Here is a 21,871-nt window from a genome sequence, read left to right on the forward strand (position 1 = left end):
TTATAGCGCGAGCTTTGCGGCGATTTCAAGCCGTCGCGGCGGGTTAGCGTGACCGCCGTCGACCCAGCCATGACGCCGCCTCTAGCCGCCTCAAGGCCCTCAAGCCACCTCACGCCAGCTCAAGCCGCCATGCCCGGGTTTCCGCCCATTCCCTTGACCGACGGCAGGTTCAGCGGCGCCGCGGCCACTTCCTTGCGCTGGCGCAGCCAGCCGGCCATCAGGTCCCAGATCGGCGGGCCGCCGTTGTGGCGGGCTTCCTCGGCGACCGGGGCCCAGCCGGCGACCTTGTAGGTCTTGCCGGCCTCGATCGGCTTGCCCTTCAGGCGCATCTCGGTGATCCGCTTGCCCATCGGCGCGGCCGGGTCGATCGTGTACTGCAGGCCGCCGACGCGGACCATGTCGCCGCCCTGCTGGTAGTAGGGGTCGGGGTTGAACAGGTTGTCGGCCACGTCCTCGAGCACGGTCTTGATGGTCTCGCCGCTCATCTGCGTCACCGTGGTGTACGGGTAGGTGATCGCGGTCTGGTCCATCAGCTTTTCCATCGTGATGCCCTCGCCGGGCAGCAGCGTGGTGCCCCAGCGGAAGCCGGGCGAGAACGCGATCTCGGCGCCCTGCACGTCCATCAGCCCGTCCAGGATCAGCTGGTCGAAGGTGCCGTTGAAGTTGCCGCGGCGGTAGAGCAGTTCCTTGTTGACCGCCAGCACCTCCCCCAACTTTTGCTCGTAGGGCGCGCGGACCTTGCGGATCAGCGCGTCCATCGCCGGATCGGCGGGCAGGTAGTCGGCGAACACAGGCAGCAACCGGTAGCGGAAGTCGGCGACCTTGCCGCCGCGCACGTCGAAGTCGAGCACGCCGAGGAACTTGCCGTTCGAGCCGGCGTTGGTGACAAGCGTGGTACCGCCCGCGTTGCGCACGCGCACCGGGGCCGGCACGCCGTCATGGGTATGGCCGCCGAGGATGGCGTCGAGTCCGCGCACGCGCGAGGCGAGCTTCAGGTCGACGTCCATGCCGTTGTGCGACAGCAGCACCACCGCCTGCGCGCCCTTGGCGCGGGCCTCGTCGATGATGCGCTGCAGGTTCTCTTCCTGGATGCCGAAGGTCCAGTCGGGCACCAGGTAGCCGGGGTTGGCGATGGGCGTATAGGGGAAGGCCTGGCCGATGATGGCGACCGGCACGCCATTCATCTCGCGCAGCGTGTAGGCCTCGAAGACCGGGTCCTCGAAGTCCTTCGTCTTGACGTTCTGCGCCAGGAAGGCGACCTTGCCCTTGAAGTCGCGGTCGACCACCTCGCGCACGCGTTCGGCGCCGAGGGTCATTTCCCAGTGCGGCGTCATCGCGTCGACGCCGAGCGCGAGCGCGGCATCGACCATGTCCTGGCCGCGCGTCCACAGCGCGGTCGCCGAGCCCTGCCAGGTGTCGCCGCCGTCGAGCAGCAGCGCGCCGGGGCGGCTGGCCTTCAGCTGCTTGACCAGCGTGGCCAGATGGGCGAAGCCGCCGACCTTGCCGTAGCGGCGCGCGGCCTCGGTGAAATCGAGATAGGTGAAGGCGTGCGCCTCGGCGCTGCTCGGCGCGATCCGGTAATGCTTCAGCAGGGCCTGGCCGACCAGGTGCGGCGGCTTGCCGGCATAGTCGCCGATGCCCAGGTTGACGCTGGGCTCGCGGAAATGGACCGGCAGCAGTTGCGCATGGCAGTCGGTGAAATGCAGCAGGTGCACGTTGCCGAAGCGCGGCACGTCGTACAGCCTGGCGGCGGCCTGGGCCGCCTGCGCGTCGCGCGTGGGGAAAGCCATGCCCGCGGCGCTGGCGATGGCCAGCACCTGCAGGAACTCGCGTCGGTTCATTGTCGTCTTCCTCTCGATGGCGGCCGCGCGGTCCGGGCAGGATCGGTGCAGGACCGGGACGGGCCGCTTTGCCGCCGCGCTAGGGCCTGGCGTACTTGGCCAGCGCGGCGACTTCCTCCTCCAGCATCTCGCCGACTTCCTTCTGTACGACCTTGCCCCTGGCGTCGATCACGTACAGCTCGGGCAGGCCCTTGCGCGGACCGATCGCGGCGCGCAGCGCCGGCGTGTCCATCGCCGCGGGGAAGGTATAGCCGCGCTGGCGCAGATAGCCGACGGCGTCCTTCTGGTCCTTGTCGATGCTGATGGTCAGCACCTGCAGCGGCGTGCCGCGCGTGCTGTCGTAGAGCTTCTGCAGGCGCGGGTTCTGCAGCGCGCAGAACGGGCACCACGAGGCCCAGATCTGCACCACCAGCGGCTTGCCGGCCCAGTGCTCGGGCGGCACGGTGCGGCCGTCGAGCAGCTGGACCGCGGGCAGGCGCACGGTGTCGCCGACTTCGAGGGCGGCGGCCGGCGCGGGAAATGCCAACGCCAACGCCAGCGCCACGGTGGACGCGATGGCCGCGACGATGCCCGACGCCGCGGCGCGCATCGCGCGATGCGGCCCCTGCCTCCAGCCGACCGTCACCACCGCCGCGGCCCGCATCCCGCCCTCTTACTGGTTGACCGGCGAGGCCGGGTCCAGCAGCAGCGCCATCACGTCGCGGATCTGCTGCTCGGTCAGGATGCCCTTATGGCCAAAGCGCGGCATGTTCGAGCACGCGGCGAAGGCGTTCGAGTCCCAGATCTTGCCCCAGGTGTACTTGAGCACCGCTTCCGAGTTGCCGCGCAGCTTGCCGTACTGATACAGCGACGGGCCGATGTTGCCGAAGGAGATCTCGGCCTTGGTCATCTGGTGGCAGGCATAGCAGTTGCCGCCGTTGACGCCGCCGGGCGGGTCGGAGAACTGCATGCCGCGGCCGAGCTGGGCCACCTTCTCGCCTTCCTTCCAGTCGCCGAGCCAGCGGTTGTCGGCCGGATAGCGGATCTTCTGCTGTTCGGCGGCCTCGACCTTCTTCGCCACCGCGGCCGGCACCTTGCTGCGGTCCGGATAGTCGCTGCAGACCTTCTGCATGTCGTCGCGCTCGATGACGCCCTGGACCGTCGCCGGCCCCTTGGAGCTGAACGATGTTGCAATCATCCGCATCATGTCGGCGTCGCTGACCGACGGGATGTCGGCGACCTTCGCCGGCGTCTTCGATGCCGCGCGCGGGGACGCGGCGCGCTCCTGGGCCATCGCCGGCGCCGCGATCACTGCCAGCGCGGCGCTGACCGCCACGGCCGCGGCGCCGCGCAGGCGCGATTGTTTTGTCTCGATCATGTCGTGCTCTCCCCCTGGTTCAGCGCTTCAGGCCGGGGCCGTCGTAGGTGCCGCCGTTGGCATTGCGCGCCAGGAACATCGTGAGCGCGGTGATCACATCGGAGCCGTAGGCGGGCTCGGGGAAGCGCTGCTGGCGCAGGCAGTCGTAGAGCCGGTGCTGCATCGTGCGAACCTCGCCCTGCGAGACGCGGTACGCCGGCCAGGTGGTGTAGGCCGCCTGGGCGCCCTTGTCGGTCAGCAGATTGGGCAGGTCCTGCAGGCGGATGCGCTGGCCGTCGACCGCATGGCAGGTCGCGCAGGCGAAGTCGTAGGCGCCGCCACGGTAATAGAACATCTTCTGGCCGAGCGCGTAGACCTGCTTCTCTTCCGGATGGTCCAGCTTGACGTTCATCTTGACGCCGCGCGACTCGCCGGTGACGAAGGCCACCAGCCGCTCGATGTCGGAACGCTTGCCCGAGGACGAGAACGGCGTCGCCTTGGCCTGCTGCTCGGTCAGCCCCTGCAGCGTCGTGCGGCACCACACCAGCCGCTGCTCCAGGTCCATCACCTTGCCGGCGTCGGCGAAATAGCGCGGCAGCTCGGCGTAGGCGCCCTTGGTCACGCCCGGGCCCTTGCCGAGGTCGCAGCGCTCGAGCGATACGTTCTTCGGCCCGGCCGGCTTTTTCCACAGTTCCTCGCCGGCGGCTTCCCACAGCTCGGCGGGATTGCCCTCGGCCAGCATCTGCCGGTACTTGGCGATTTCGTCGGTGGTATTGCTTTCGCCCTGCGCCTGCACGGCCATCGCGCCCGTCAGCGCGACGGCGCCGGCGGCCGCCAGCGCGGCCCAGCGAGGACGGCGTCGGTTCGGTCTCATGGGGTTTCTCCTCTCGGTCTCGCCGACCAGGCGGGCCGCTGTTGTTCTATGCGCGAATCGTTCCATGCGCGGCTCTTTCCTGCGCGGGTCGTGCCGCGCATCACGCTACGGCTTGATATAGGCGTAGCCTTCGTCCTGCTGCAGCCGCGCGATCTCGACCACGCCGGCCTGGACCACCTTGGCTTCGAGCAGCAGCTTGTTCTCGGGAATCTGGCGCGCGGTCAGCGTGTTGCGGCAGACGCGGAACTCGACGCCCATGCCGGCCAGCGCGCCCACCGCGGCGTCGAAGGTGTTGCCGCGCGCGTCGCGGGCGCCCTCGACCAGGAAATCCACGCCGTAGCCGAGCGCGACCACGACGATCTTGGTATTGGGCGCGCCGGCCAGATGGTTGCGCAGATTCCCGATCGCGCGCACCGCCTGGTCGTTGCCTTCCGACAGCTGGTACACCACCCGGTGGCGTCCGCCCCCGCTCCGCGGCGCGCCCGCCGTCTGGGCCGCGGCCCGGCTACCGAGTCCGACCGCCGCCAGCGCGGCGGCCGCCTTTGCAAAGAATGCTCGACGCATGATCTTCCTTCCGCCGCGTCCGCCGCGCCTCGTGCGCGGCCGCCGACCCGGCTACCGAAGGGGCACCTTACCAGAGCGGCCGGCAACCTGCCGTCCGCGCCGGCATCACGAGATGGTGGCCTCGTCGGTCCGCTTGTCGCCGCGATTGTCGACCCAGGTCACCGTGACCTTGTCGCCCTTGGCGCCGCCCTTGAACTTGAAGTTCAGGAACGGGTCCTTGGACACCGCCGGGCCGAAGTTGGCGTGGAAGACCTCCTTGCCCTTGCACTGGGCGATCACGGTCTGGATGTGCCAGGCCGGGATGGTCTTGCCGGACGCGTCCTTGCGCTGGCCGGTTTCCATATCGTGTTTCATCAGAATCTTGACGTCGACCACGCCGCCGTTCTCGGTGGCGCGTACGCGCATCGGGTCTGCCATGACGTTCTCCTGTTGCGATGGTTGCGATGGGCAGTCTGGGAAAGCGGGACGCCGCGGCGGTCAGCACGGCGCCTGTGCCTGCGATCGGCTTGTCAGCCGCCGCAGCCGCCCAGCGTCACCTTGATCTCCTTGGAGGCGACATACCACTTGCCGCCGGCCTTGACGGCCGCGTGCACCACGGAGGTCTGGCCCATCTTCACGCGCGTGGAGACGAACGGTTCGGTGCCGGCCGGGATCACGAAGTCCGCGGCCAGCGTATTGGGATTCTTCTCGACCAGGATCGCGATCTGCTCGGTGTCGGGCAGATTGCTGGTGACCGCCACCGGCACCACCGCGCCGTTCTCGGCGATATCGGGCGCGTTGAAGGCGATCGAGCCGCTCTTCTCGGGCGCACCGCCGCCCAGGGCCTTGATGACGTCGTTGACGCTCTTGCCCTCGAAGGCCGCCTTGTTCCATTCGGCCGCCTGCGCCTCGCCGATCAGGCCGGCGGCCGCCATCAGCGACACGACGGCGCTGACGCGCAGCATCTCTCGTCTTGTGATGTTCATGGTGTCCTGCACTCCTGCTTCTACCCGCCCCGCGGTATTCGTTTTGGTCGCCAGGCCGGCCGGCCTGGCGCGGGCGGTGCATCGCCGCCCGGTGAGCGGCCCCTGACGCGAGGCGCCGGGACCGTCCGCTTACTGCCGGTGTTGCTGTTGTTGCTGCAATGACTGCTGTTGCTCTCTTGCAGTGGCCGGCGTATCGGCGCAATCACGATTGCCGCCGATACGACGGCCCGTCACCAGGCATTACTTGGCCGGTGCGCCCGCCAGGATCCACTCCAGCACGGTCTTCACATCGGCATCGCTGATATTCGGGTTGGCCGGCATCGGCACCGGGCCCCAGACGCCCGAACCGCCCTTCTTGACCTTGTCGGTCAGCTTAGCCATGGCGGTCTTGTCGCCCTTGTACTTGGCGGCGACTTCCTTGTAGGCCGGCCCGACCAGCTTCTTGTCCACCTGGTGGCAGCCCATGCAGGCGTTCTTGGTGGCGATCTCCTGGGCCTTGGCCGCGTCGACGGCGGCGTGGGCGGAGGCCGCACCGGCCAGCATCATGGCTGCAATCACGAACTGCTTCATTGTTCTCCTCTCCGAACTGGAATGAGCCGTGGGGACGGCACGGCCGTGTGGCAGCGAATCTGCCCGGCACGGCGGCGTATTGGTCCGGCCCGGCCCCTTCGATGGGGGCGCCAGGCGGCCCAATACGCTATTTTGCCTCAAGTATCCACTTCACCATGGCTTGAATATCCGATTCTGGAACCTGCGGTTGCGGCGGCATCGGCACTGGCCCCCACGCGCCCTGCCCGCCGCTGCGGATTTTCTGCGCCAGCGGACCGTGCGCGTCCTTGCCCTTGTAACGCTGGGCGATCTCGTGGAACGACGGTCCGAGCAGCTTGCGGTCCTGCGCGTGGCAGGCCAGGCATTGGTACTGGCCGGTCAGCCTGGCGCCGAGGGGCTGGGCCGCGGCGGTGCCCGCCGGGTTGGCCGCCGCGTTGCCTACAGTCGCGGCCGCGGCCTTGCCCTCCGGCTTGTCCTTCGCCTCGTCCTCCGGCGACCCGGTCGCGACGCCACGCACCGGGCCGAAGCCGCGCTGCTGCGCCGCCAGGTCCCCATGCGTGCCGCGCGCGTATTCCGGGATCAGCGAACTGACCTCGACCTTGCCGGCGCAATTGGTCATGCAGGCGGTATTGCGCGTGTCCGGCTTGCCGCGGCCCGGCCACAGGCCGTGCTCGGTGGTCATGCCGTTGCGGTTCGGCAGCTTGCGCTGGACCTCGCCGATATTGGCGTCCGACAGCGTGAAGTCGGCCGGCACGATGTCGCCCAGGTTCAGGATGTAGGCGGTCACCGCGTAGACCTCGTCGACGGTCAGGCTCTTTGGCGCGTCCCACGGCATCGCGCGGTGGATGTAGTCCCACAGCGTGCTGACGGTGCTCAGCTTCATCAGCGAGGTGCGGTAGGGCTGGGAGCCGGTCATCGCCGCGACGCGTCCGCTGGCGATATCGGCCGCGGTGGTGCCGCCGGCGATCGGCGTGAAGACCGCGTTCGATTCGCCGAAGTCGCCGTGGCAGGAGGCGCAGCGCGCGTCCCAGACGGTCTGGCCCTGCGCGACGGTGCCGCGCCCGGGCGGCAGGCCCTGGAAGTCGGGGCGGACGTCGATGTCCCAGGCTTTCACTTCGGCGGAGGTGGCGGTGCGGCCGAGCTGGGCGCGGGCGGCCTTGGCGTCCCTGGAAACCGCGGCGTCCCTGGAGACCGGGGTGCCCTTGGAGACCGGGGCGCCCCCGGAAAGCGCCGCGTCCTGGACCGCGGCATTGGAACCCGCCTGCGCGGCACGCACCGCCGGAATCGACAGGGCCGCCCCGCCCGCGATGCCGATCAGCAGGCCGGCCAGCATGGCGCCACGGCGCCGGCCCGGGCGGGCGCCGGCGCTGGCGCGATTGCCGCGCTTGCCGCGATCGCCCTCATCGCCGCTATCGCACCTGGACATTGGACACCTCGCCGCTGGCCGCGACCAGCCAGCTCTGGATCGCGTTGTTGTGGTAGATCGAACGCGTGCCGCGCACCGCGCGCAGTTGCGCGATGGTCGGCTGCACGTAGCCGGTCTCGTCGATCGCGCGGCTTTGCAGGATTGCCGGAGAGCCGTCCCAGACCCAGTCGAGATTGAAGCGGGTCAGGCATTTGGACAGCACCGGCGTCTCCAGCCGCGCGGTGCGCCAGTTGCGCCCGCCATCGACCGAGACATCGACGCGGCGCACCTTGCCGCGGCCCGACCACGCCAGCCCGCTGACGTTGTAGAAGCCCTTGCTGGTCAGCCGCTGGCCTCCCGACGGCGTGGTGATCACCGACTTGCACTCCTGGATCGACGTGTACTGGCGCAGCATGCCGTCCGGCATCATGTCGACGTAGTGCAGCGTCTCGTCCTTGGCGTTCCAGGGCCGGTCGCCCAGCTCCAGCCGGCGCAGCCATTTGACCCACGACACGCCCTGCACCCCGGGCACCACCAGCCGCAACGGGTAGCCGTTCTCGGGCCGCAGCATCTCGCCGTTCATGCCCCAGGCGACGATGATCTCGTCGGCCAGTTCCATCGGGATGGTGCGCGTCATCGCCGAGCCGTCGCCGCCTTCGGCCAGCAGATAGCGGCCGCGGCGCTGGTCGGCGCCGGCGTCGTCGAGCAGCACGCGCAGCGGCACGCCGGTGAATTCGCAGCAGGACAGCATGCCGTGGGTGTACTGCACCGTCGGCACCGCGACATTGCCCCATTCCATGCCGGTATTGGCGCCGCACTCGATGAAGTGCATGCGCGACACCGACGGCAGCCGCATCAGCTCGTCCATCGTATAGACGCGCGGCGCCTTGACCAGGCCGTTGATCATCAGCCGATGGCGGGTCGGGTCGATGTCGTGCCAGCCCTGGTGATGCCGCTCGAAATGCAGGCCGTTGGGCGTGATGATGCCGAACAGGCCCTGCAGCGGCGCGAAGCTGACCGAGGCCGCCGACACGCGCGTCAAGCCCGGCGATTCGCGCCGCACCAGCGCGGTTTCGTGGCTGGAGGGCTGGCCGTAGGGGCGCGCGGCAACCGGCTGGCCGAGCGAGGTCGCCCAGGGTTGGGGTTTCAGGATCGCGGGATCGCCGTCGGCGGCGGTATGGGTTGCCGTAGAGGTTGCCGTAGAGGCCGCGGCATTGCCGGTCGCGGCGCGGGCCGGCTTGACCAGCCCCACAGCGGCCGCGGTGGCGCCCGCCGCCGCAAGAAAGCTGCCGCGCAGCAGATCGCGCCGGCGGCTGTCGATGCCGTGGCGCCCGATCTGCTGCCGCAGGTCGGCACTGACGAAGTGTTCCGGCGCGGGCACGATGCGACCCGGGCGACTGCGGTCCGGCACGTTCGGTCTCCTCCGGCCGCTCGCCGCGCTCCCGTGCGGGCGCGGTCGGCATGCCTGTTCGTATTGGGGCGCGCGCCGGTGAGGACCGCTGCGCGCTTCGTGCTGCTGGTTCAGCGCGCGCCGGTGGCGACCGATGCGCGCTTCGTGCTGCTGTCAGCGCGCCGCGCCGGCTCCGCCCGTCTTGCGCGGCGACGCGCTGCGCCGCTTCGGCTCGGTGGGCATGAAGCGGTCCACCATCGCGACCTGCTGTGCGTCGTCCTCGATCCGCGCGGCCACCTGCACGCACACGGTCCGGCACAGCTCCACCACGCTCTGGTCGGCGATCGCGTAGTACACCAGGTTCGCTTCCTTGCGCCGCGCCAGCACGCCGGAGCGGAACATCGCGTTCAGATGCCGCGACACATTGGCCTGCGACGAGCCGACGGTCTCCACCACGGCCCCGACCGGCTTCTCGCCGTCGCACAGCGCGTGCAGGATCTTCAGCCGCGTCGGCTCGGCGAGCAGCGCGAAGTAGTGCGACACCTGTTCGAAGACGCGATCCAGTTCGTTCATGCGATTCACTATATGCGTATATGCGTGAGGACGCATATATCGTTTACCCCCGGCTCCGGGCAACGACGGCGCGCAGGCCACGCTCGCCAAATCGCACCATGTCGAGCCATGCCGCTGTCCTGTCGGCGTCCTGTCGGCGTCCTGTCGGCGTCATGTCTGGCGCCGCCTGGCAGCGACGTGAGAATGCGAGCCACCCACGCAACCTTGCTAAAGTCCGCGCCGTTAGACGATCGAGCCGGGATAGCCCGCGCCCATACATTGCGTCCCTCCACCACGACGAAGGAGCAACGAAGCATGGCCTCGGTTTTTCCTACCCTCTGTTCCCACAAGGCGCTGATGGCAGCCGCCGAAGGCGCGGCCGCGGCCAGGGACGCTGCTGGCGCGATGCGTTGCGCGGCGCCATATTTCGAAGCAACGGGCTCCGTGCAGATCGGTCCCTATTCGGGCCATCTGCGCTATCTGACCCCACCGCGTGCCAATCGGCCCACGCGCGCGATTGCAGAGCTCGACGAAGCGGTGCAGAAGCAGCGCAGCCTCTGCAGGAAGCTGTTCGACAAGGTGTTTCGTGGCATCGGCCTGGACGGCCAGGTATCGCTGAGCGAGACACAGTTCCACGCGTTCCGCTACGTGGACGGCCTCTATGACACTGCGGTGAATTGGCTCGGGCAACAGAAGTGGGCCGAGGCAAGCGAGGACATTGCGTTCATGGCTTCCTCGATGGAGGTCTTCAGGAATGCATCGGCGGCATTGGCGCGAATTCGGACGGCCGCCAGAAAGGGCGATCAATCGGCGCTGCAGGGTATCGCCCTGTCGATCTCCGTGCCGGTCGTCGCCGAGGCAGCGTGGCGCGACCCCGGCACCATTCGGCGGCTCGTGGCGTTGTGCGGCACCAGCCGGGACATCCTCTGCCTCGCGGGAACCGGTGATCCGATGCACCAGGGGAGCGCCGTGGCGGGCTTCAGCCGCATGCTCGATGACGATGCCACCGTCCAGTGCATCGCCGACACACTTGCCAACGAAATCCGCGGCATGTCGTTCCACGATGCCCGCAAGCGGGTGCTGTCCTTCATGATCCAGGGGCGGTACAGCTCCTTTGCCAGGGATCGCGCGGGCCGCGACCGCGTTCCGCAATTGTGGATCGCACTGCGCGACACCGTGGCGACGAGCGAGGACGCGGCCATCCTGGCGAACGATCACGTCGCCTGCGGCCTTGGGGCATATCACCGCGCGATGAACTTCGTGCTGTCGGACAAGTCGGCCATCCATCGGATACGGCTGTCCCTGCTGGACCTGCTCCACATGAATCCGCCCGACGACGGCTGGCGCATCAGCCCGGAAAACGGGCGCAAGGTAGCGGCATTCCTGATGGGCACTGCCGTGGACCAGCAGGCGCAACCGGGCACGATACTGTCGCGCAGTGCGCTGCAGCTGGTCTGGGGCCACTCGGTCATCGCGACGGCCATCGACCGGACGGCGCGGGACACCCTGGCGGCCGGCGGCGACATCAGACCGCTGCAGCCGCTACTGCGGACGCACCCGAACAAGACCTACGTCGCGCAGTACTGCCGTATTTCGCCCGTCATCGGCACATGGGGCCGGGCATGGACCAGTCGCTATGGCGCACGCGAGGAGATTCCGGCCGATGCGGGGAGCGCACCGCGTCGTTCCGCGGCAGCGGCACGGTCGCTTGCGGTGGCCTGACGCCGGCCTTGCCGAGTCATTGCTTACCCCAGCGCGTCCGCCCAGATCGCATTGGCCCAGGCGAAGGCGTAGGTCGCTTCCAGCGTATTGGGCGCCGTCGACACGCCGCCGGAGTCCGGCACCGTCACCATGGTCTTCTTCTGTGCGTCGTAGCGATGCACGCTGGCGACGTGGATCACCTCGCGATCGGAAGTGAAGCTGTAGCAGGTGTTGTTGTACAGCGGCTCGGGATTGGGCTGCCGGCCGGACAGCAGCGCGACGATTGCCGCCGCCGCGATCTTGCCGTGCTGGTTCGCCATGTGTCCGGACTTGGGCATCAGCGGCGCGATCTGGATGGCGTCGCCGAGCACGTGGATGTTCGGCACGGCCTTCGATTCGAAGGTCAGGAAGTCGACCTCGCACCAGCGGCCATTGGCGGTCGCGAGGCCGGTGTTGACGGCGATCGCGCCGGCGCGCTGGGCCGGCACCACGTTGGCGACGTCGACCCGCTCGTCGTCCTGGACCTCGAACTTCAGCGTGCGCGTGGCGGGATCGATATCGACGGTGCGGTATTGCGGCCGGTATTCGACGATGCCCTTGTACTTGCTGGCCCACACCTGCTTGAACAGCGCGGCCTTCGATGTCACGTCGGGATTGGCGTCGAGGATCAGCACCTTGCTGCGCGGCTTGGCCTGGCTGAAATAGTGCGCCACCTGGCAGGCGCGCTCGTACGGCCCCGGCGGGCAGCGGTAGGGCGCCAGCGGCACCGTCAGCGCATAGGTGCCGCCGTCGCGCATCGCTTCGAGCTGGCGGCGCAGCGCCACCGTCTGCGGGCCGGCCTTCCATGCGTGCAGGATCTGGTCGCCGCCGGGCCGCTTCAGGCCGGGCACGTCGTCGGGCATGAAGTCGACGCCCGGCGACAGCACCAGCCGGTCATACGGCAGCGTGCCGCCGCCGGCCAGCCGTACCTGGCGCTTCGACGGGTCGATCGCGGCGACGGTGTCACGGACCACCTTGACGCCGTGGCGCCGGCTCAACGCATCGTAGGACACCGTCAGGTCCTCGATCCGCTTGCTGCCGCCGAGCACCAGGTTCGACAGCGGGCAGGAGATGAAAGTCGGATTTGGCTCGACCAGCGTCACGTCGATGGTGTTGTCGCTCCATTCGCGCAGATAGCGCGCGGCGGTCGCGCCGCCGTAGCCGCCGCCGACCACCACCACCTTGCCACCGCTGGCGCGCGCCGTGCCGGCGCTGGCGCAGCCGCCGAGCAGCGTGCCGACGGCCGCCGGCCAGATGGCCGCGGCGGCCGCGGCCGCGCCGAGAAATTCGCGTCGTTGCATGTCAGCTTCCCCTCGCTTGTTTGACCGCACTACTGGATCGCACTACTGGATCGCATCGCTGGATCGCGTTCCCTGGACCGCATGACTTGTGCGTATTACTTGACCGCGGCGAACCACTTCGCCATCGCCGCGATCTGCTCGTCGGTATAGCCCTTGGCGATCTGGTGCATCACCGTGGCCTCGCGCTTGCCGGTCTTGAACGCCTGCATCTGCTCGATCAGATAGGACTGCGGCCGGCCCGCCAGACCGGGCACCGGGCTGCCGGCGGGCGCCCGGCCGGAGGGGCCGTGGCAGCTGGCGCAGGCCGCGGCCCAGTTGCGCGCCTGCTCGGTGGTGGGATCGGCGGCGCTGGCCGGCGCGATGACGAACATCGCGAGGGCGGCCACACCAGCCGCGGCGCTTCGCAGGGGATTGTTGTTTTTCATGGTCTCGCTCCTCGCTGGGATCGGCACTTCGGCGCATCGATCGGCCGTACGGCGCGGACCGGACGAGCGACCGGCCAGGGCGCGTGAGTGACGCGCAAGGCAGGGCAACCCTATCACATCGGCCGGCGCGGGCGTACTGCGGTTTTCGCAGATGGTCGGACGGCGAACGCCATTGGGCCGCCGCAACATCAGCGTAGGTCAGCCGCGGGCAAGGCGGGAGCAGCCGGACGGTGGAGGAAGGAAGGCGAGGAGCGCGCGGCCGGCGGGTGGGAGCGAGGAAGACGCGGAGGGCGCGGCAGACGGGTGGGAGCGAGGAAGACGCGGGGGAGCGGCAGGCGGGTGGAGGGAGCATGGGAGGCGCGCCGGGCCGGATGGCCGGCGCGCCTGAACGTCGGGAGACGGAGCGAGCGGATCAGGGCAGGTTGCGGCCCGGAGGCAGGCCGACCGCACCGGGCACCGGCGCGGTCGTCGGTGCCGTCGTCGGCGCCGTCACCGGCGAAGACAGATCGGGGCCGATGGGCGCGGGGGTCGAGTTGGTCGGCACCGCGGCGCCAGGGGTGCTCTGCACCGGCGCCGGCGTGCCGCCGACCGGTTCGCCCGGCGCGGCGTTCTGCGACGATGCGGCCGCGTCCAGGCGGGCGCGCTCGGCCTCGTCGATGTAGTCGAACACCTTGACCACCTTGCTGACGCCGCCGACATTGCGTGCCGTCTCGGTGGCGCGATCGCCCTCGGGACGGGTGACCAGGCCCATCAGATAGACCACGCCCCGTTCGGTGGTGACCTTGGTGGAATTCGACGGCACGCCTTCGGCGGTCATCAGCATCGTCTTGACCTTGCTGGTCACGAAGGCGTCCTGGCTCTGCTGGGCGAACGACGGCGACGACACCACCTCCAGCTCGTTGATGACCTCGCGCGCGTTCGGCAGCCCGCGCACGTACTGCTCGATCTGCTGGCGCAGATTGGCGTCCTTGACCTCGCCGGTCAGCAGCACCTTCTTGTTGAACACGGTGACGTTGACGCGAGCGGCGCCGCTGTAGCGCGTCGCCAGCGTGTTCTCGATCTCGAGCTGCAGGCCGCGATCGACCGCCTGGATCGACGTCGGCCGGCGGTCGGTGGCGCTCATCACGCCGGCCCCCATGGCGCCGGCGATCACCGGGAAGCAGCCGCTCAACTGCGTCGCGGCGGTCAGCATCAGCGTGGCGGTGGCGGCGGCACGGGCGATGGCGGCGAGCCGGCTGGCGCCACGGGCCTGGGCGGGGGCGCGGACCGGCGTCGGTTCAGCGAGCGCGTCGCGCGAAAAAAGCGAAGTCTTCATGCGTTCCTTGCTGTAGCGGTAATGCGAAAGAGGATCGGCAGTCGGCAGGGCAGCCTGTGCCGCGCCAGGGCAATGCCAGTTGGCCGTTCGCGGCAACGCGCATTATGACGGACAGCCTGGCGGCCGCGGCCCCTGGCGAATGCGCTGGTTCGATGTCGATGGCGCCGTCCTGTCATTCCGACTCGCCCGCGCCGAACGCATCGCGCAGCCATTCGAGCCGTCGCGGTCCGATCGCCACCACATCGAGCCGGCAGCGCGGCGCATGGTCCAGCGTCGCCAGATAGTGATTGGCGGCCTGCAGGATGCGCTGGCGCTTGGTCGTCGTGATGCTGGCCAGCGCGCCGCCGAACGCGTCGCTGCTGCGCGAGCGGACCTCGACGAAGACCAGCGTACCGTCGGGCGCGCGCATCACCAGGTCCAGCTCGCCGCCTTTGCAGCGATAATTGCGGACCACCAGCGCCAGACCCTGGCCCTGCAGATAGGCCAGCGCCCGCGCCTCGGCGCGTTCGCCGCGCGCTTTCGACGTGTCCTTCGTCCCGGTGTTCGACGTGTCTCTCGCCGAATCTCTCGCCGAATCTCTCGCCGAATCCCTCGCCGAGTCCTTCGCCAGGTCGCGTGCCGAGCCTCGTGCCGTGGTTTTGAATGTGCGCATCAACGGAAGTTCTCAAGCATGACTGACTGGATCTCGCTGGCAACCGGCCAGTCCTATCCCACCGGCACGCTGTACATCGTCGCCACGCCGATCGGCAACCTTGCCGACCTGACGTTGCGGGCGCTGCATGTGCTCGGCCTTGCCGACGCGATCGCCTGCGAGGACACCCGCAATACCGGCCAGCTGCTGTCGCGCCTGGGCCTGCAGCGGCCGTTGCTGGCGGTGCACGAGCACAACGAGCGCGAGGCCGGCGTGCGCGTGGCCGAACGGCTGGCCGCCGGCGAACGCATCGCCTATGTGTCCGATGCCGGCACGCCGGGCATCTCCGACCCGGGCGCGCGGCTGGTCGAGGCGGTGCGTGCGGCGGGCCATCGCGTGGTGCCGCTGCCTGGTCCCAGCGCCGCGGTGGCCGCGCTGTCGGTCGCCGGCGAGATGCTCGATACCGGGGCGGGGCGCTTCACCTTCGCCGGCTTCCTGCCGAGCAAGGCCAAGGCGCGCACCGAGGCGATCGCCGCGCTGGCGACGCTCGAGCATGCCTGGGTCGTCTACGAAGCGCCGCACCGCATTGCCGACACGCTGGCCGCACTCGCGCAGCAATTGCCGCCGACGCGCCGGCTGCTGATCGGCCGGGAACTGACCAAGCTGTTCGAGCAGGCCCAGACGATGGCGGTCGCCGACGCGCCGGCCTGGCTGGCGGCCGATCCGGCGCGCGCCAAGGGCGAGTTCGTGCTGGTGATCGAAGGGGCAGGCGCACCGGCAAAGGGTGAGGCGGCGCTGGACGCGAACGCGCAGCGGGTGCTGGCGCTGCTGCTGGAGGAGTTGCCGGCCAAGCGCGCCGCCAAGCTCGCGGCGGCGATCACCGGGGCCGATACCGCGGCGCTCTATGCGATGGCGCTGGCGCGCCGCGAGCAGGAGTAAGACCGGAACGATGCAGACCGGGAAGATGCGGGGCGAAGCCATGCGCGCCGGCATCAGGGTGGGCGCCGGTCAGGCGCTCCGGTGGGGAAGCCGGGTGGAACGGGGAGCTGTGCAGCGGGCCGTGTAGCCGCTCACTGGAGCGGTGACTGTGGCTCCAGCAGGGGCTCGGACCGTGGCCCTGACGATGGCTCTGACTGCGGCGCAGTCGGAGTCGCGCCGATGCGCGAGGAAGGAGGCGAGGAAGGAGAAACCGGCCTCAGCGCGCATTCGCCTTGCTGGCCGTCTTGCGGGTCTTGAGTACCACGCGCTTGGCCTTGACCGGCCTGGCCACGGTGTCGTCGTCGTCCACACCGTCGCCGCCGCCGTCGGTGGCGCCCGTGTCCATGCCGGGCTCGCGCAGCGGTCCCAGCGCGGCCAGTTCGGTACGCGACAGCCGGCGGATTTCGACCTGGGTATGCCCGCGGTCGACGAAGCCCAGCCGCTTGGCGGCGCGATACGACACGTCGAGCACGCGGTTGCCGTGATACGGGCCGCGGTCGTTGATGCGCAGCACCGCCACCTTGTCGTTGCGCAGATTGCGCACCAGCACCCAGCTGTCCAGCGGCAGCGACGGGTGGGCGGCGGTCATCGCGCCCATGTCGAAACGCTCGCCGTTGGCGGTCTTGCGGCCGTGGAATTGCTTGCCGTACCACGACGCCGTGCCGCGCTGCTCGAACGTGCCGATATCCGCGCGCAGGCCTTCCAGCGACGAGCCGCGCGGCGTGCCGCGGGACGCCGATTCGCTGTCGCTGCTGTCGTCGTCGCCCCAGCTGAACAGGCGCCACGAGCCGGTCGGGGCCGGCGTCTCGGTGCTTGCCACAGCTGGCGCCTCGTTGCGGGCGTCGGCACGGTTGTCGTTGTTCGCGGACTTGGACTTGCGTGCCTGTGCCTGTTTTGCGGCGGGCGTGGCAACGCTCGGCGCCGCATTCTGATCGGCCGCGGCGCTGTTGGGATCGTCGTTCGGCGACACCGCACAGGCGGCCAGCGTCAACGCACAGACGGCGTGAAAGCCGTAGCGGAGCGCGCGGCGAGCATGGGTAAGGGGGTGGGTCGGCCAAAGCATCGCGCGAGTCTAACATCGGTCGCGCGCGCGATTTACAGCGATTTTGTTACGAATTGTCTGGCTACGGCGTGCAATTGCTCGCAATCCCCGAACTGACAACGGATTGCGGCGATTCTCCGGACTATCCCTGCCGTTGACGTCGATGCAACGAAAAGGCATCACAGTTCACATATTTGGTACGTCGCCATGTCTACCAAAGGCCGACGCTACAATGCGACGACATAGGCCGGCACATCCACCAGAACGCCGATCCAACCCCATACGCCGCGCATCCCCGGCGATCGTCCGACACCCCTCAACGATGAAAGTCCTGCTGATTCCCGTCACGCCCTTCCAACAGAATTGCTCGCTGCTGATCGACGAGCGCACCGGGCGCGCCGCGGTTTGCGATCCCGGCGGCGATCTGGACCGGATCCAGGCCGCGCTGAAGGAACAGGACGTGACGCTGGAAAAGATCCTGCTGACGCACGGCCATCTGGATCACTGTGCCGGCGCCGCCGCGCTGTCGCGCGAGTTCGGCGTGCCGATCGAAGGGCCGCATCGCGACGAGCAGTTCTGGATCGACCAGCTGCCCGAGCAGACCAAGCGCTTCGGCTTTGGCCACGCGGAGGCGTTCGAGCCCGATCGCTGGCTGGATCAGGGCGATACGGTGCAGTTCGGCGACGAAACGCTCGAGGTCTACCATTGCCCCGGGCATACGCCTGGCCACGTGGTGTTCTTCTCGCGGCCGCACCGCCTGGCAATCGTCGGCGACGTGCTGTTCGCCGGCTCGATCGGGCGCACCGATTTCCCGCGCGGCAACCATGCCGACCTGATCCGCTCGATCCGCACGCGGCTGTGGCCGCTGGGCGACGACGTGACGTTCGTGCCGGGGCACGGTCCGGTGTCGACCTTCGGCGACGAGCGGCGCGACAACCCCTTCGTCGCCGATCATCTGATCAACGTGGCCTGACGGCCCACCCTCCGACCATGGCCAAGCGACAGCTGCCCGATACCCGCCCCGAGATCTACGTCAGCACGGACGTCGAGACCGACGGTCCGATCCCGGGGCCGCATTCGATGCTGTCGTTCGCCTCGGTGGCGATGCTCGCCGACAAGACCGTGCTCGGCACCTTCTCGGCCAATCTGGAGACGCTGCCCGGCGCGGTCGGCCATCCGGTGCAGATGAAATGGTGGGAAACCGAGCCCGAGGCCTGGGCCGCCTGCCGGCGGGACCTGCAGCCGCCCGAGCAGGCGCTGGTGCGCTATGTCGAATGGGTCGAAGCGCTGCCGGGCAAACCCGTGTTCGTGGCCTTCCCCGCCGGCTTCGATTTCACCTGGATGTTCTGGTACATGATGCGTTTCGCCGGCCGCTCGCCGTTCGGCTGGGCCGCGCTCGACATCAAGACGCTGGGTTTCTCGCTGACCGGCCTGCGCTACCGCCGCACCGTCAAGGCCGCGCTGCCGCAGGCATGGATCGATCCGCTGCCGCATACCCATGTCGCGCTGGACGACGCGCTCGAACAGGGGGCGATGTTCTGCAACATGCTGGCCGCGCTGCGCGAACGCGAAGCCGCCCTCGCGGCGATCGCCCCGGAATCCCCGGAATCCCCGGAATCCCCGGAATCCCCGGAATCCCCGGAATCCCCGGAATCCACGGAATCCACGGAATCCACGGAATCTCCTGCAGGCCCTGCATCCCCGGCCGAGCCCACCGGCACCTCCGCGCCGCCCGACGACCTGGCGCGGCAGGGTTGACCCTTAGGTCGCGTCGGCGCCACGCCGCGGGTTCGCCATGTCGCGATCGCCTATAGTAAAAGCGTGCATGGCCGTTCCGACGCCGCGCCGTGCGCAACTGCGGCGGCCTCGCCATGCATGGCGGTCCGTTGCTATGGTGAAGACCGCCTGACGCGCGTTCCTGTCGAGGAGGTGTCGATCATGCGTTTCCATCCCGATCTTCACTGGCGGCATCTGGCCGAACGGCTGCACCGGCCACCGCACGCGCACAGTGTCGCCCACTCCCACCCCGCCGACGATGAAGCCGACATCGCCAAGGCCACGGTCTACGTCAGTACCGTGGCGCTGGTCCTGCTGCTGATCGTCCTGGCGGCCATCGCTTTCGGTCAGGAGGCCATGCACTGGCTGGGTGTCAAATAACGACCCGCCTGAAGCTACCGCGCCTCCAGCACCGGGCCGGCCTCCACACGGAGGCCGGTTTCTATTTGGAGCTCGCTTCGATCGGGGCTCGCTTTGATCCGGGCTCGCTTCGATCCGGGCTCGCTTCGATCCAGGCTCGCTTCGATCCTGGCTCGCTTTGATCCGGGCTCGGTTCAGTCCGGCCTCGGTTCAGTCCGGGGCACGGTCCGATTCGAAGCTCGATTCGATCAGAGGCTCGGTTCGATCCGGCGCTCAGGAAAGCAGCGCCGCGACATTCTCGGGCGGCCGGCCGATCGCGGCACGCTGCCCCCGCACCACGATGGGCCGCTGCAGCAGGATCGGATGATCGGCCACGGCCTGCAGCACCTCGGCGTCGCTCAGGCCCGGATCGGCCAGATCGAGCTCGCCGTAGATCGCCTCGTTGTCGCGCACCATCTGCCGCACCGGCACATCGAGCAGCGCATGCAGCTGCTTGAGCGTGGCCAGCGTCGGCGGCGTCTTCAGGTACTCGACCACCTCGACCGGTTCGCCCAGGCGTTCGGCGGCCTGCTGCACCAGCGCCAGCGTGTCGCGCGACTTGGAGCAGCGCGGATTGTGGTAAATCTTGATCATGGGTCCGTCCCTCGAAACGCAAACGTTGTCATCTGCAAACACGACGGACTATACAAGCTACAAGCAGTGCCGGCGAACCGGTACGCCGCGCCTCCCCTTCGATACCACGCCAGACGCCATGACCACGAACCAGGCCACCGTTGCCGCGCCGACCGTGCGCGATGCCACCGACGACGACCTCCCCACGATCCACGCCATCTACACCCACCACGTTGTCCACGGCCGCGCCTCGTTCGAGGAAATACCACCCACGCTCGACGAAATGCGCGAGCGCCGCGCCGCCGTGCTGGACAAGGGCCTGCCCTATCTGGTGGCCGAGCTGCAGATCGACGGCCGCCCGGTGGTGGCGGGCTACGCCTACGCGTCGTCCTATCGCATGCGCAGCGCCTACCGTCATACCATCGAGGATTCGATCTACCTGGACGAGCGCCATCGCGGCCGCGGCATCGGCGCCGTCCTGCTGGCCGCGCTGCTCGCCCGCTGCGAACACGGCCCGTGGCGCCAGATGGTCGCCGTGATCGCCTGCCCCGCCGGCGGCGAAGGCAACGGCTCGATCGCGCTGCACGAACGCATGGGCTTCCGCATGGCCGGCCGGCTGGAGGCGGTCGGCTTCAAGCACGGCCAGTGGATCGATACGGCGCTGATGCAGCGGCCGTTGGGGGCGGGTGCGACGGCGTTGCCGGGGGATGTCGCGGCGGGTTGAGCCGCGACGGACGTGGCCGCGACGCTGCCCCTCAGGCCGCGAGGCTGCGCGCCAATGCCAACGGCCCGCGTCAGCGGGCCGTTTGTCCATCCACAGGGCGGTGCCGGCCCCGGGTCAAATCACCACATCAGATCGCGACAGCAGATCGCGACAGCAGATCACGACATCAAATCCGACAACGCCAGCGCCACCACCTTGGTGGCCCGGTTCAGGTCGTTCAGCCGCAGGTTTTCGTCCGAGTTGTGGCCACGGGCTTCCATCAGCGTGCGGGGGCCGGCGCCGTACAGCACGGTCGGGATGCCGCGGCTGGTGTAGTGGCGGGCGTCGGTGTACAGCGGCACGCCGTGCACCGGGATGTCGACGCCGAACACTTCCTCGGCGCGGCTCTTCAGCGCGCCGATCAGCTTCTCCACGCCGGGCAGCTCGGACAGCGGCTCGGCCAGGATGATGCGCTCGACCTTGACTTCGATGCCCGGGCGGTCCTTGGCGGCCTTCTCGACCACCGCACGGATCTCGCCTTCCGCGTCGAAGCCGATCTCTTCCGGGATCATCCGGCGGTCGATGCGGAAGGTCACCAGGTCGGGCACCACGTTGGTGTTGATGCCGCCCTTGATCAGGCCGACATTCAGCGTCGCGGTGTCGATGCCCGGCACCTTGGACTTGCGCGTGGCCAGCTCGGCGCGCAGGCCGTAGACGGCCTGCAGGATGTGCGTCGCGGCTTCGATCGCGTCGACGCCGGTATGCGGCATCGCGGCATGCCCCTGCTTGCCCTTGACGGTGACCTCGACGTGCAGGCAGCCGTTATGCGCCGAGGTGATGCCGTACGAGAAGCCGGCCGAGATCGCGTAATCCGGCTTGGTCAGGCCCTGGTCCAGCAGGAACTTCGGGCCGATGTCGCCGCCCGTTTCCTCGTCATAGGTGAACTGCAGCTCGACCGTGCCGTTGAGCTTGGCGCCCTGCTTTTCCGCTTCCATCAGCGCCAGCACCGCGTACGTGTAGGTGGCGAAATCCGACTTCGACACCGCCACGCCGCGGCCGTACATCACCGGGCCGTGCTCGCTGTCGGCGATCTCGCCGCCGTACGGGTCCTTGGTCCAGCCCAGTCCCGGCGGCACCACGTCGCCGTGCGCGTTCATCGCGATGGTCGGGCCGCCGTTGCCGAAGGTCTTGCGCACGATCAGGTTGGTGGCGCTGATCATGCCGGCCGCCTTGACCAGCTCGTCGGGCACCTTGTGCGCCTCGACCTGGAAGCCCAGGCCTTCGAGCAGTTGCCGTGCGCGCGCGCCGTGGGCGTCGCAGTCGCCGGGGGGATTGTCCGACGGCACCTTGACCAGCTCGGCGAGGAAGGCCTCCTGCGCGGGACGGTTCGCGTCGATGAAGTGGGTCAGCGTGGTTTGCGTGGGGTTCATGTTGTCTCGTGCGGTCATGGCTCTTCGCTGGTTGGCTGAGGGCGCGCTGGGCGCGGGAGTTTGTTCGGAATGAAGGCGGCCG

24 protein-coding genes are annotated in these 21,871 nt (G+C 68.9%); 6 read left to right on the top strand and 18 right to left on the bottom strand.

Features of this window, described 5'->3' with window-relative positions:
• Window positions 1-119: 119 nt before the first annotated feature.
• The 11 genes from soxB to KZ686_RS02840 all read right to left on the bottom strand — a co-directional run bounded on the left by soxB (window position 120) and on the right by KZ686_RS02840 (window position 9,497).
• Entirely contained in the window at window positions 120-1,841 is a 1,722-nt protein-coding gene (soxB, locus tag KZ686_RS02790; protein WP_265632961.1) for a thiosulfohydrolase SoxB, read from the bottom strand.
• Between the two features lie 79 nt (window positions 1,842-1,920).
• The gene (locus KZ686_RS02795; protein ID WP_265633392.1) at window positions 1,921-2,430 is read right to left on the bottom strand and encodes a TlpA disulfide reductase family protein; all 510 of its coding nucleotides are present in this window, start codon (window positions 2,428-2,430) and stop codon (window positions 1,921-1,923) included.
• A gap of 63 nt (window positions 2,431-2,493) precedes the next feature.
• Window positions 2,494-3,198: a sulfur oxidation c-type cytochrome SoxX gene (gene soxX, locus KZ686_RS02800; protein WP_149317540.1), complete on the bottom strand. Its 705-nt coding sequence runs from the start codon at window positions 3,196-3,198 to the stop codon at window positions 2,494-2,496.
• Window positions 3,199-3,217: 19 nt separating this feature from the next.
• Window positions 3,218-4,051 (bottom strand): sulfur oxidation c-type cytochrome SoxA, encoded by an 834-nt coding sequence (gene soxA / locus KZ686_RS02805; RefSeq protein WP_265632962.1) that lies wholly within the window; start codon window positions 4,049-4,051, stop codon window positions 3,218-3,220.
• 105 nt (window positions 4,052-4,156) lie between these two features.
• Entirely contained in the window at window positions 4,157-4,615 is a 459-nt protein-coding gene (locus tag KZ686_RS02810) for a DsrE family protein (protein WP_265632963.1), read from the bottom strand.
• Window positions 4,616-4,720: 105 nt separating this feature from the next.
• On the bottom strand, window positions 4,721-5,032 hold the full coding sequence (gene soxZ, locus KZ686_RS02815; RefSeq protein ID WP_149317537.1) for a thiosulfate oxidation carrier complex protein SoxZ: 312 nt from the start codon (window positions 5,030-5,032) through the stop codon (window positions 4,721-4,723).
• Between the two features lie 92 nt (window positions 5,033-5,124).
• Entirely contained in the window at window positions 5,125-5,580 is a 456-nt protein-coding gene (gene soxY, locus KZ686_RS02820) for a thiosulfate oxidation carrier protein SoxY (protein WP_149317536.1), read from the bottom strand.
• 240 nt (window positions 5,581-5,820) lie between these two features.
• Window positions 5,821-6,150, bottom strand: coding sequence for a c-type cytochrome (locus KZ686_RS02825; RefSeq protein ID WP_149317535.1), 330 nt, complete (start codon window positions 6,148-6,150; stop codon window positions 5,821-5,823).
• A gap of 127 nt (window positions 6,151-6,277) precedes the next feature.
• On the bottom strand, window positions 6,278-7,555 hold the full coding sequence (locus KZ686_RS02830; protein ID WP_265632964.1) for a c-type cytochrome: 1,278 nt from the start codon (window positions 7,553-7,555) through the stop codon (window positions 6,278-6,280).
• Window positions 7,539-8,945, bottom strand: a complete 1,407-nt coding sequence (gene soxC / locus KZ686_RS02835; protein ID WP_265632965.1) for a sulfite dehydrogenase — start codon at window positions 8,943-8,945, stop codon at window positions 7,539-7,541. The genes KZ686_RS02830 and soxC overlap by 17 nt, the downstream gene beginning before the upstream one ends.
• Before the next feature lie 153 nt (window positions 8,946-9,098).
• Complete coding sequence (locus KZ686_RS02840) at window positions 9,099-9,497, bottom strand: ArsR/SmtB family transcription factor (protein WP_265632966.1); 399 nt, start codon at window positions 9,495-9,497, stop codon at window positions 9,099-9,101.
• A 336-nt stretch (window positions 9,498-9,833) separates the two neighbouring features.
• On the opposite strand from KZ686_RS02840, the gene KZ686_RS02845 reads away from it, so the two are divergent.
• A complete protein-coding gene (locus KZ686_RS02845) occupies window positions 9,834-11,198 on the top strand; it encodes a hypothetical protein (protein WP_265632967.1) in 1,365 nt (454 codons plus the stop codon).
• A gap of 23 nt (window positions 11,199-11,221) precedes the next feature.
• On the opposite strand, the gene KZ686_RS02850 is transcribed toward KZ686_RS02845, so the two are convergent.
• The 4 genes from KZ686_RS02850 to KZ686_RS02865 form a co-directional block, all read right to left on the bottom strand.
• Window positions 11,222-12,517, bottom strand: coding sequence for an NAD(P)/FAD-dependent oxidoreductase (locus KZ686_RS02850; protein ID WP_265632968.1), 1,296 nt, complete (start codon window positions 12,515-12,517; stop codon window positions 11,222-11,224).
• Between the two features lie 95 nt (window positions 12,518-12,612).
• Window positions 12,613-12,942, bottom strand: a complete 330-nt coding sequence (locus KZ686_RS02855) for a c-type cytochrome (protein WP_370639543.1) — start codon at window positions 12,940-12,942, stop codon at window positions 12,613-12,615.
• Window positions 12,943-13,354: 412 nt separating this feature from the next.
• On the bottom strand, window positions 13,355-14,257 hold the full coding sequence (locus KZ686_RS02860) for a BON domain-containing protein (protein WP_149317528.1): 903 nt from the start codon (window positions 14,255-14,257) through the stop codon (window positions 13,355-13,357).
• Window positions 14,258-14,429: 172 nt separating this feature from the next.
• Entirely contained in the window at window positions 14,430-14,909 is a 480-nt protein-coding gene (locus tag KZ686_RS02865) for a YraN family protein (RefSeq protein WP_226107747.1), read from the bottom strand.
• Window positions 14,910-14,927: 18 nt separating this feature from the next.
• Here KZ686_RS02865 and rsmI point away from each other — a divergent pair, with 18 nt between their 5' ends.
• Entirely contained in the window at window positions 14,928-15,827 is a 900-nt protein-coding gene (gene rsmI / locus KZ686_RS02870; protein WP_265632969.1) for a 16S rRNA (cytidine(1402)-2'-O)-methyltransferase, read from the top strand.
• Window positions 15,828-16,083: 256 nt separating this feature from the next.
• On the opposite strand, the gene KZ686_RS02875 is transcribed toward rsmI, so the two are convergent.
• Entirely contained in the window at window positions 16,084-16,929 is an 846-nt protein-coding gene (locus KZ686_RS02875; RefSeq protein WP_265632970.1) for a septal ring lytic transglycosylase RlpA family protein, read from the bottom strand.
• A gap of 301 nt (window positions 16,930-17,230) precedes the next feature.
• Here KZ686_RS02875 and KZ686_RS02880 point away from each other — a divergent pair, with 301 nt between their 5' ends.
• The 3 genes from KZ686_RS02880 to KZ686_RS02890 all read left to right on the top strand — a co-directional run bounded on the left by KZ686_RS02880 (window position 17,231) and on the right by KZ686_RS02890 (window position 19,065).
• Window positions 17,231-17,881, top strand: coding sequence for an MBL fold metallo-hydrolase (locus KZ686_RS02880; protein ID WP_150082001.1), 651 nt, complete (start codon window positions 17,231-17,233; stop codon window positions 17,879-17,881).
• A gap of 17 nt (window positions 17,882-17,898) precedes the next feature.
• Complete coding sequence (locus tag KZ686_RS02885) at window positions 17,899-18,666, top strand: 3'-5' exonuclease family protein (protein WP_265632971.1); 768 nt, start codon at window positions 17,899-17,901, stop codon at window positions 18,664-18,666.
• A 180-nt stretch (window positions 18,667-18,846) separates the two neighbouring features.
• Window positions 18,847-19,065 (top strand): hypothetical protein, encoded by a 219-nt coding sequence (locus KZ686_RS02890; protein WP_149317523.1) that lies wholly within the window; start codon window positions 18,847-18,849, stop codon window positions 19,063-19,065.
• 252 nt (window positions 19,066-19,317) lie between these two features.
• Here KZ686_RS02890 and arsC read toward each other — a convergent pair whose 3' ends face one another.
• Window positions 19,318-19,677, bottom strand: a complete 360-nt coding sequence (gene arsC / locus KZ686_RS02895; RefSeq protein WP_226107752.1) for an arsenate reductase (glutaredoxin) — start codon at window positions 19,675-19,677, stop codon at window positions 19,318-19,320.
• 118 nt (window positions 19,678-19,795) lie between these two features.
• Here arsC and KZ686_RS02900 point away from each other — a divergent pair, with 118 nt between their 5' ends.
• Window positions 19,796-20,380 (top strand): GNAT family N-acetyltransferase, encoded by a 585-nt coding sequence (locus KZ686_RS02900; RefSeq protein ID WP_226107754.1) that lies wholly within the window; start codon window positions 19,796-19,798, stop codon window positions 20,378-20,380.
• Window positions 20,381-20,538: 158 nt separating this feature from the next.
• Here KZ686_RS02900 and KZ686_RS02905 read toward each other — a convergent pair whose 3' ends face one another.
• Window positions 20,539-21,807, bottom strand: coding sequence for a M20/M25/M40 family metallo-hydrolase (locus KZ686_RS02905; RefSeq protein WP_150082005.1), 1,269 nt, complete (start codon window positions 21,805-21,807; stop codon window positions 20,539-20,541).
• Between the last annotated feature and the right edge of the window lie 64 nt (window positions 21,808-21,871).

This window comes from Cupriavidus cauae (assembly GCF_026210475.1).
Taxonomy (GTDB): Bacteria; Pseudomonadota; Gammaproteobacteria; order Burkholderiales; family Burkholderiaceae; genus Cupriavidus; species Cupriavidus cauae.

What these genes read in the sequence shown, in the direction of transcription:
- KZ686_RS02850 (WP_265632968.1), bottom strand. Translation starts at nt 12,517, where the DNA reads ATGCAACGACGCGAATTTCTCGGCGCGGCCGCGGCCGCCGCGGCCATC.
- soxY (WP_149317536.1), bottom strand. Translation starts at nt 5,580, where the DNA reads ATGAACATCACAAGACGAGAGATGCTGCGCGTCAGCGCCGTCGTGTCG.
- KZ686_RS02795 (WP_265633392.1), bottom strand. Translation starts at nt 2,430, where the DNA reads ATGCGCGCCGCGGCGTCGGGCATCGTCGCGGCCATCGCGTCCACCGTG.
- KZ686_RS02860 (WP_149317528.1), bottom strand. Translation starts at nt 14,257, where the DNA reads ATGAAGACTTCGCTTTTTTCGCGCGACGCGCTCGCTGAACCGACGCCG.
- KZ686_RS02890 (WP_149317523.1), top strand. Translation starts at nt 18,847, where the DNA reads ATGCGTTTCCATCCCGATCTTCACTGGCGGCATCTGGCCGAACGGCTG.
- KZ686_RS02830 (WP_265632964.1), bottom strand. Translation starts at nt 7,555, where the DNA reads ATGTCCAGGTGCGATAGCGGCGATGAGGGCGATCGCGGCAAGCGCGGC.
- KZ686_RS02810 (WP_265632963.1), bottom strand. Translation starts at nt 4,615, where the DNA reads ATGCGTCGAGCATTCTTTGCAAAGGCGGCCGCCGCGCTGGCGGCGGTC.
- rsmI (WP_265632969.1), top strand. Translation starts at nt 14,928, where the DNA reads ATGACTGACTGGATCTCGCTGGCAACCGGCCAGTCCTATCCCACCGGC.
- soxB (WP_265632961.1), bottom strand. Translation starts at nt 1,841, where the DNA reads ATGAACCGACGCGAGTTCCTGCAGGTGCTGGCCATCGCCAGCGCCGCG.
- KZ686_RS02845 (WP_265632967.1), top strand. Translation starts at nt 9,834, where the DNA reads ATGGCAGCCGCCGAAGGCGCGGCCGCGGCCAGGGACGCTGCTGGCGCG.
- KZ686_RS02875 (WP_265632970.1), bottom strand. Translation starts at nt 16,929, where the DNA reads ATGCTTTGGCCGACCCACCCCCTTACCCATGCTCGCCGCGCGCTCCGC.
- soxZ (WP_149317537.1), bottom strand. Translation starts at nt 5,032, where the DNA reads ATGGCAGACCCGATGCGCGTACGCGCCACCGAGAACGGCGGCGTGGTC.
- KZ686_RS02885 (WP_265632971.1), top strand. Translation starts at nt 17,899, where the DNA reads ATGGCCAAGCGACAGCTGCCCGATACCCGCCCCGAGATCTACGTCAGC.
- KZ686_RS02825 (WP_149317535.1), bottom strand. Translation starts at nt 6,150, where the DNA reads ATGAAGCAGTTCGTGATTGCAGCCATGATGCTGGCCGGTGCGGCCTCC.
- KZ686_RS02900 (WP_226107754.1), top strand. Translation starts at nt 19,796, where the DNA reads ATGACCACGAACCAGGCCACCGTTGCCGCGCCGACCGTGCGCGATGCC.
- KZ686_RS02865 (WP_226107747.1), bottom strand. Translation starts at nt 14,909, where the DNA reads ATGCGCACATTCAAAACCACGGCACGAGGCTCGGCACGCGACCTGGCG.
- KZ686_RS02855 (WP_370639543.1), bottom strand. Translation starts at nt 12,942, where the DNA reads ATGAAAAACAACAATCCCCTGCGAAGCGCCGCGGCTGGTGTGGCCGCC.
- arsC (WP_226107752.1), bottom strand. Translation starts at nt 19,677, where the DNA reads ATGATCAAGATTTACCACAATCCGCGCTGCTCCAAGTCGCGCGACACG.
- KZ686_RS02880 (WP_150082001.1), top strand. Translation starts at nt 17,231, where the DNA reads ATGAAAGTCCTGCTGATTCCCGTCACGCCCTTCCAACAGAATTGCTCG.
- KZ686_RS02840 (WP_265632966.1), bottom strand. Translation starts at nt 9,497, where the DNA reads ATGAACGAACTGGATCGCGTCTTCGAACAGGTGTCGCACTACTTCGCG.
- soxA (WP_265632962.1), bottom strand. Translation starts at nt 4,051, where the DNA reads ATGAGACCGAACCGACGCCGTCCTCGCTGGGCCGCGCTGGCGGCCGCC.
- KZ686_RS02905 (WP_150082005.1), bottom strand. Translation starts at nt 21,807, where the DNA reads ATGACCGCACGAGACAACATGAACCCCACGCAAACCACGCTGACCCAC.
- soxX (WP_149317540.1), bottom strand. Translation starts at nt 3,198, where the DNA reads ATGATCGAGACAAAACAATCGCGCCTGCGCGGCGCCGCGGCCGTGGCG.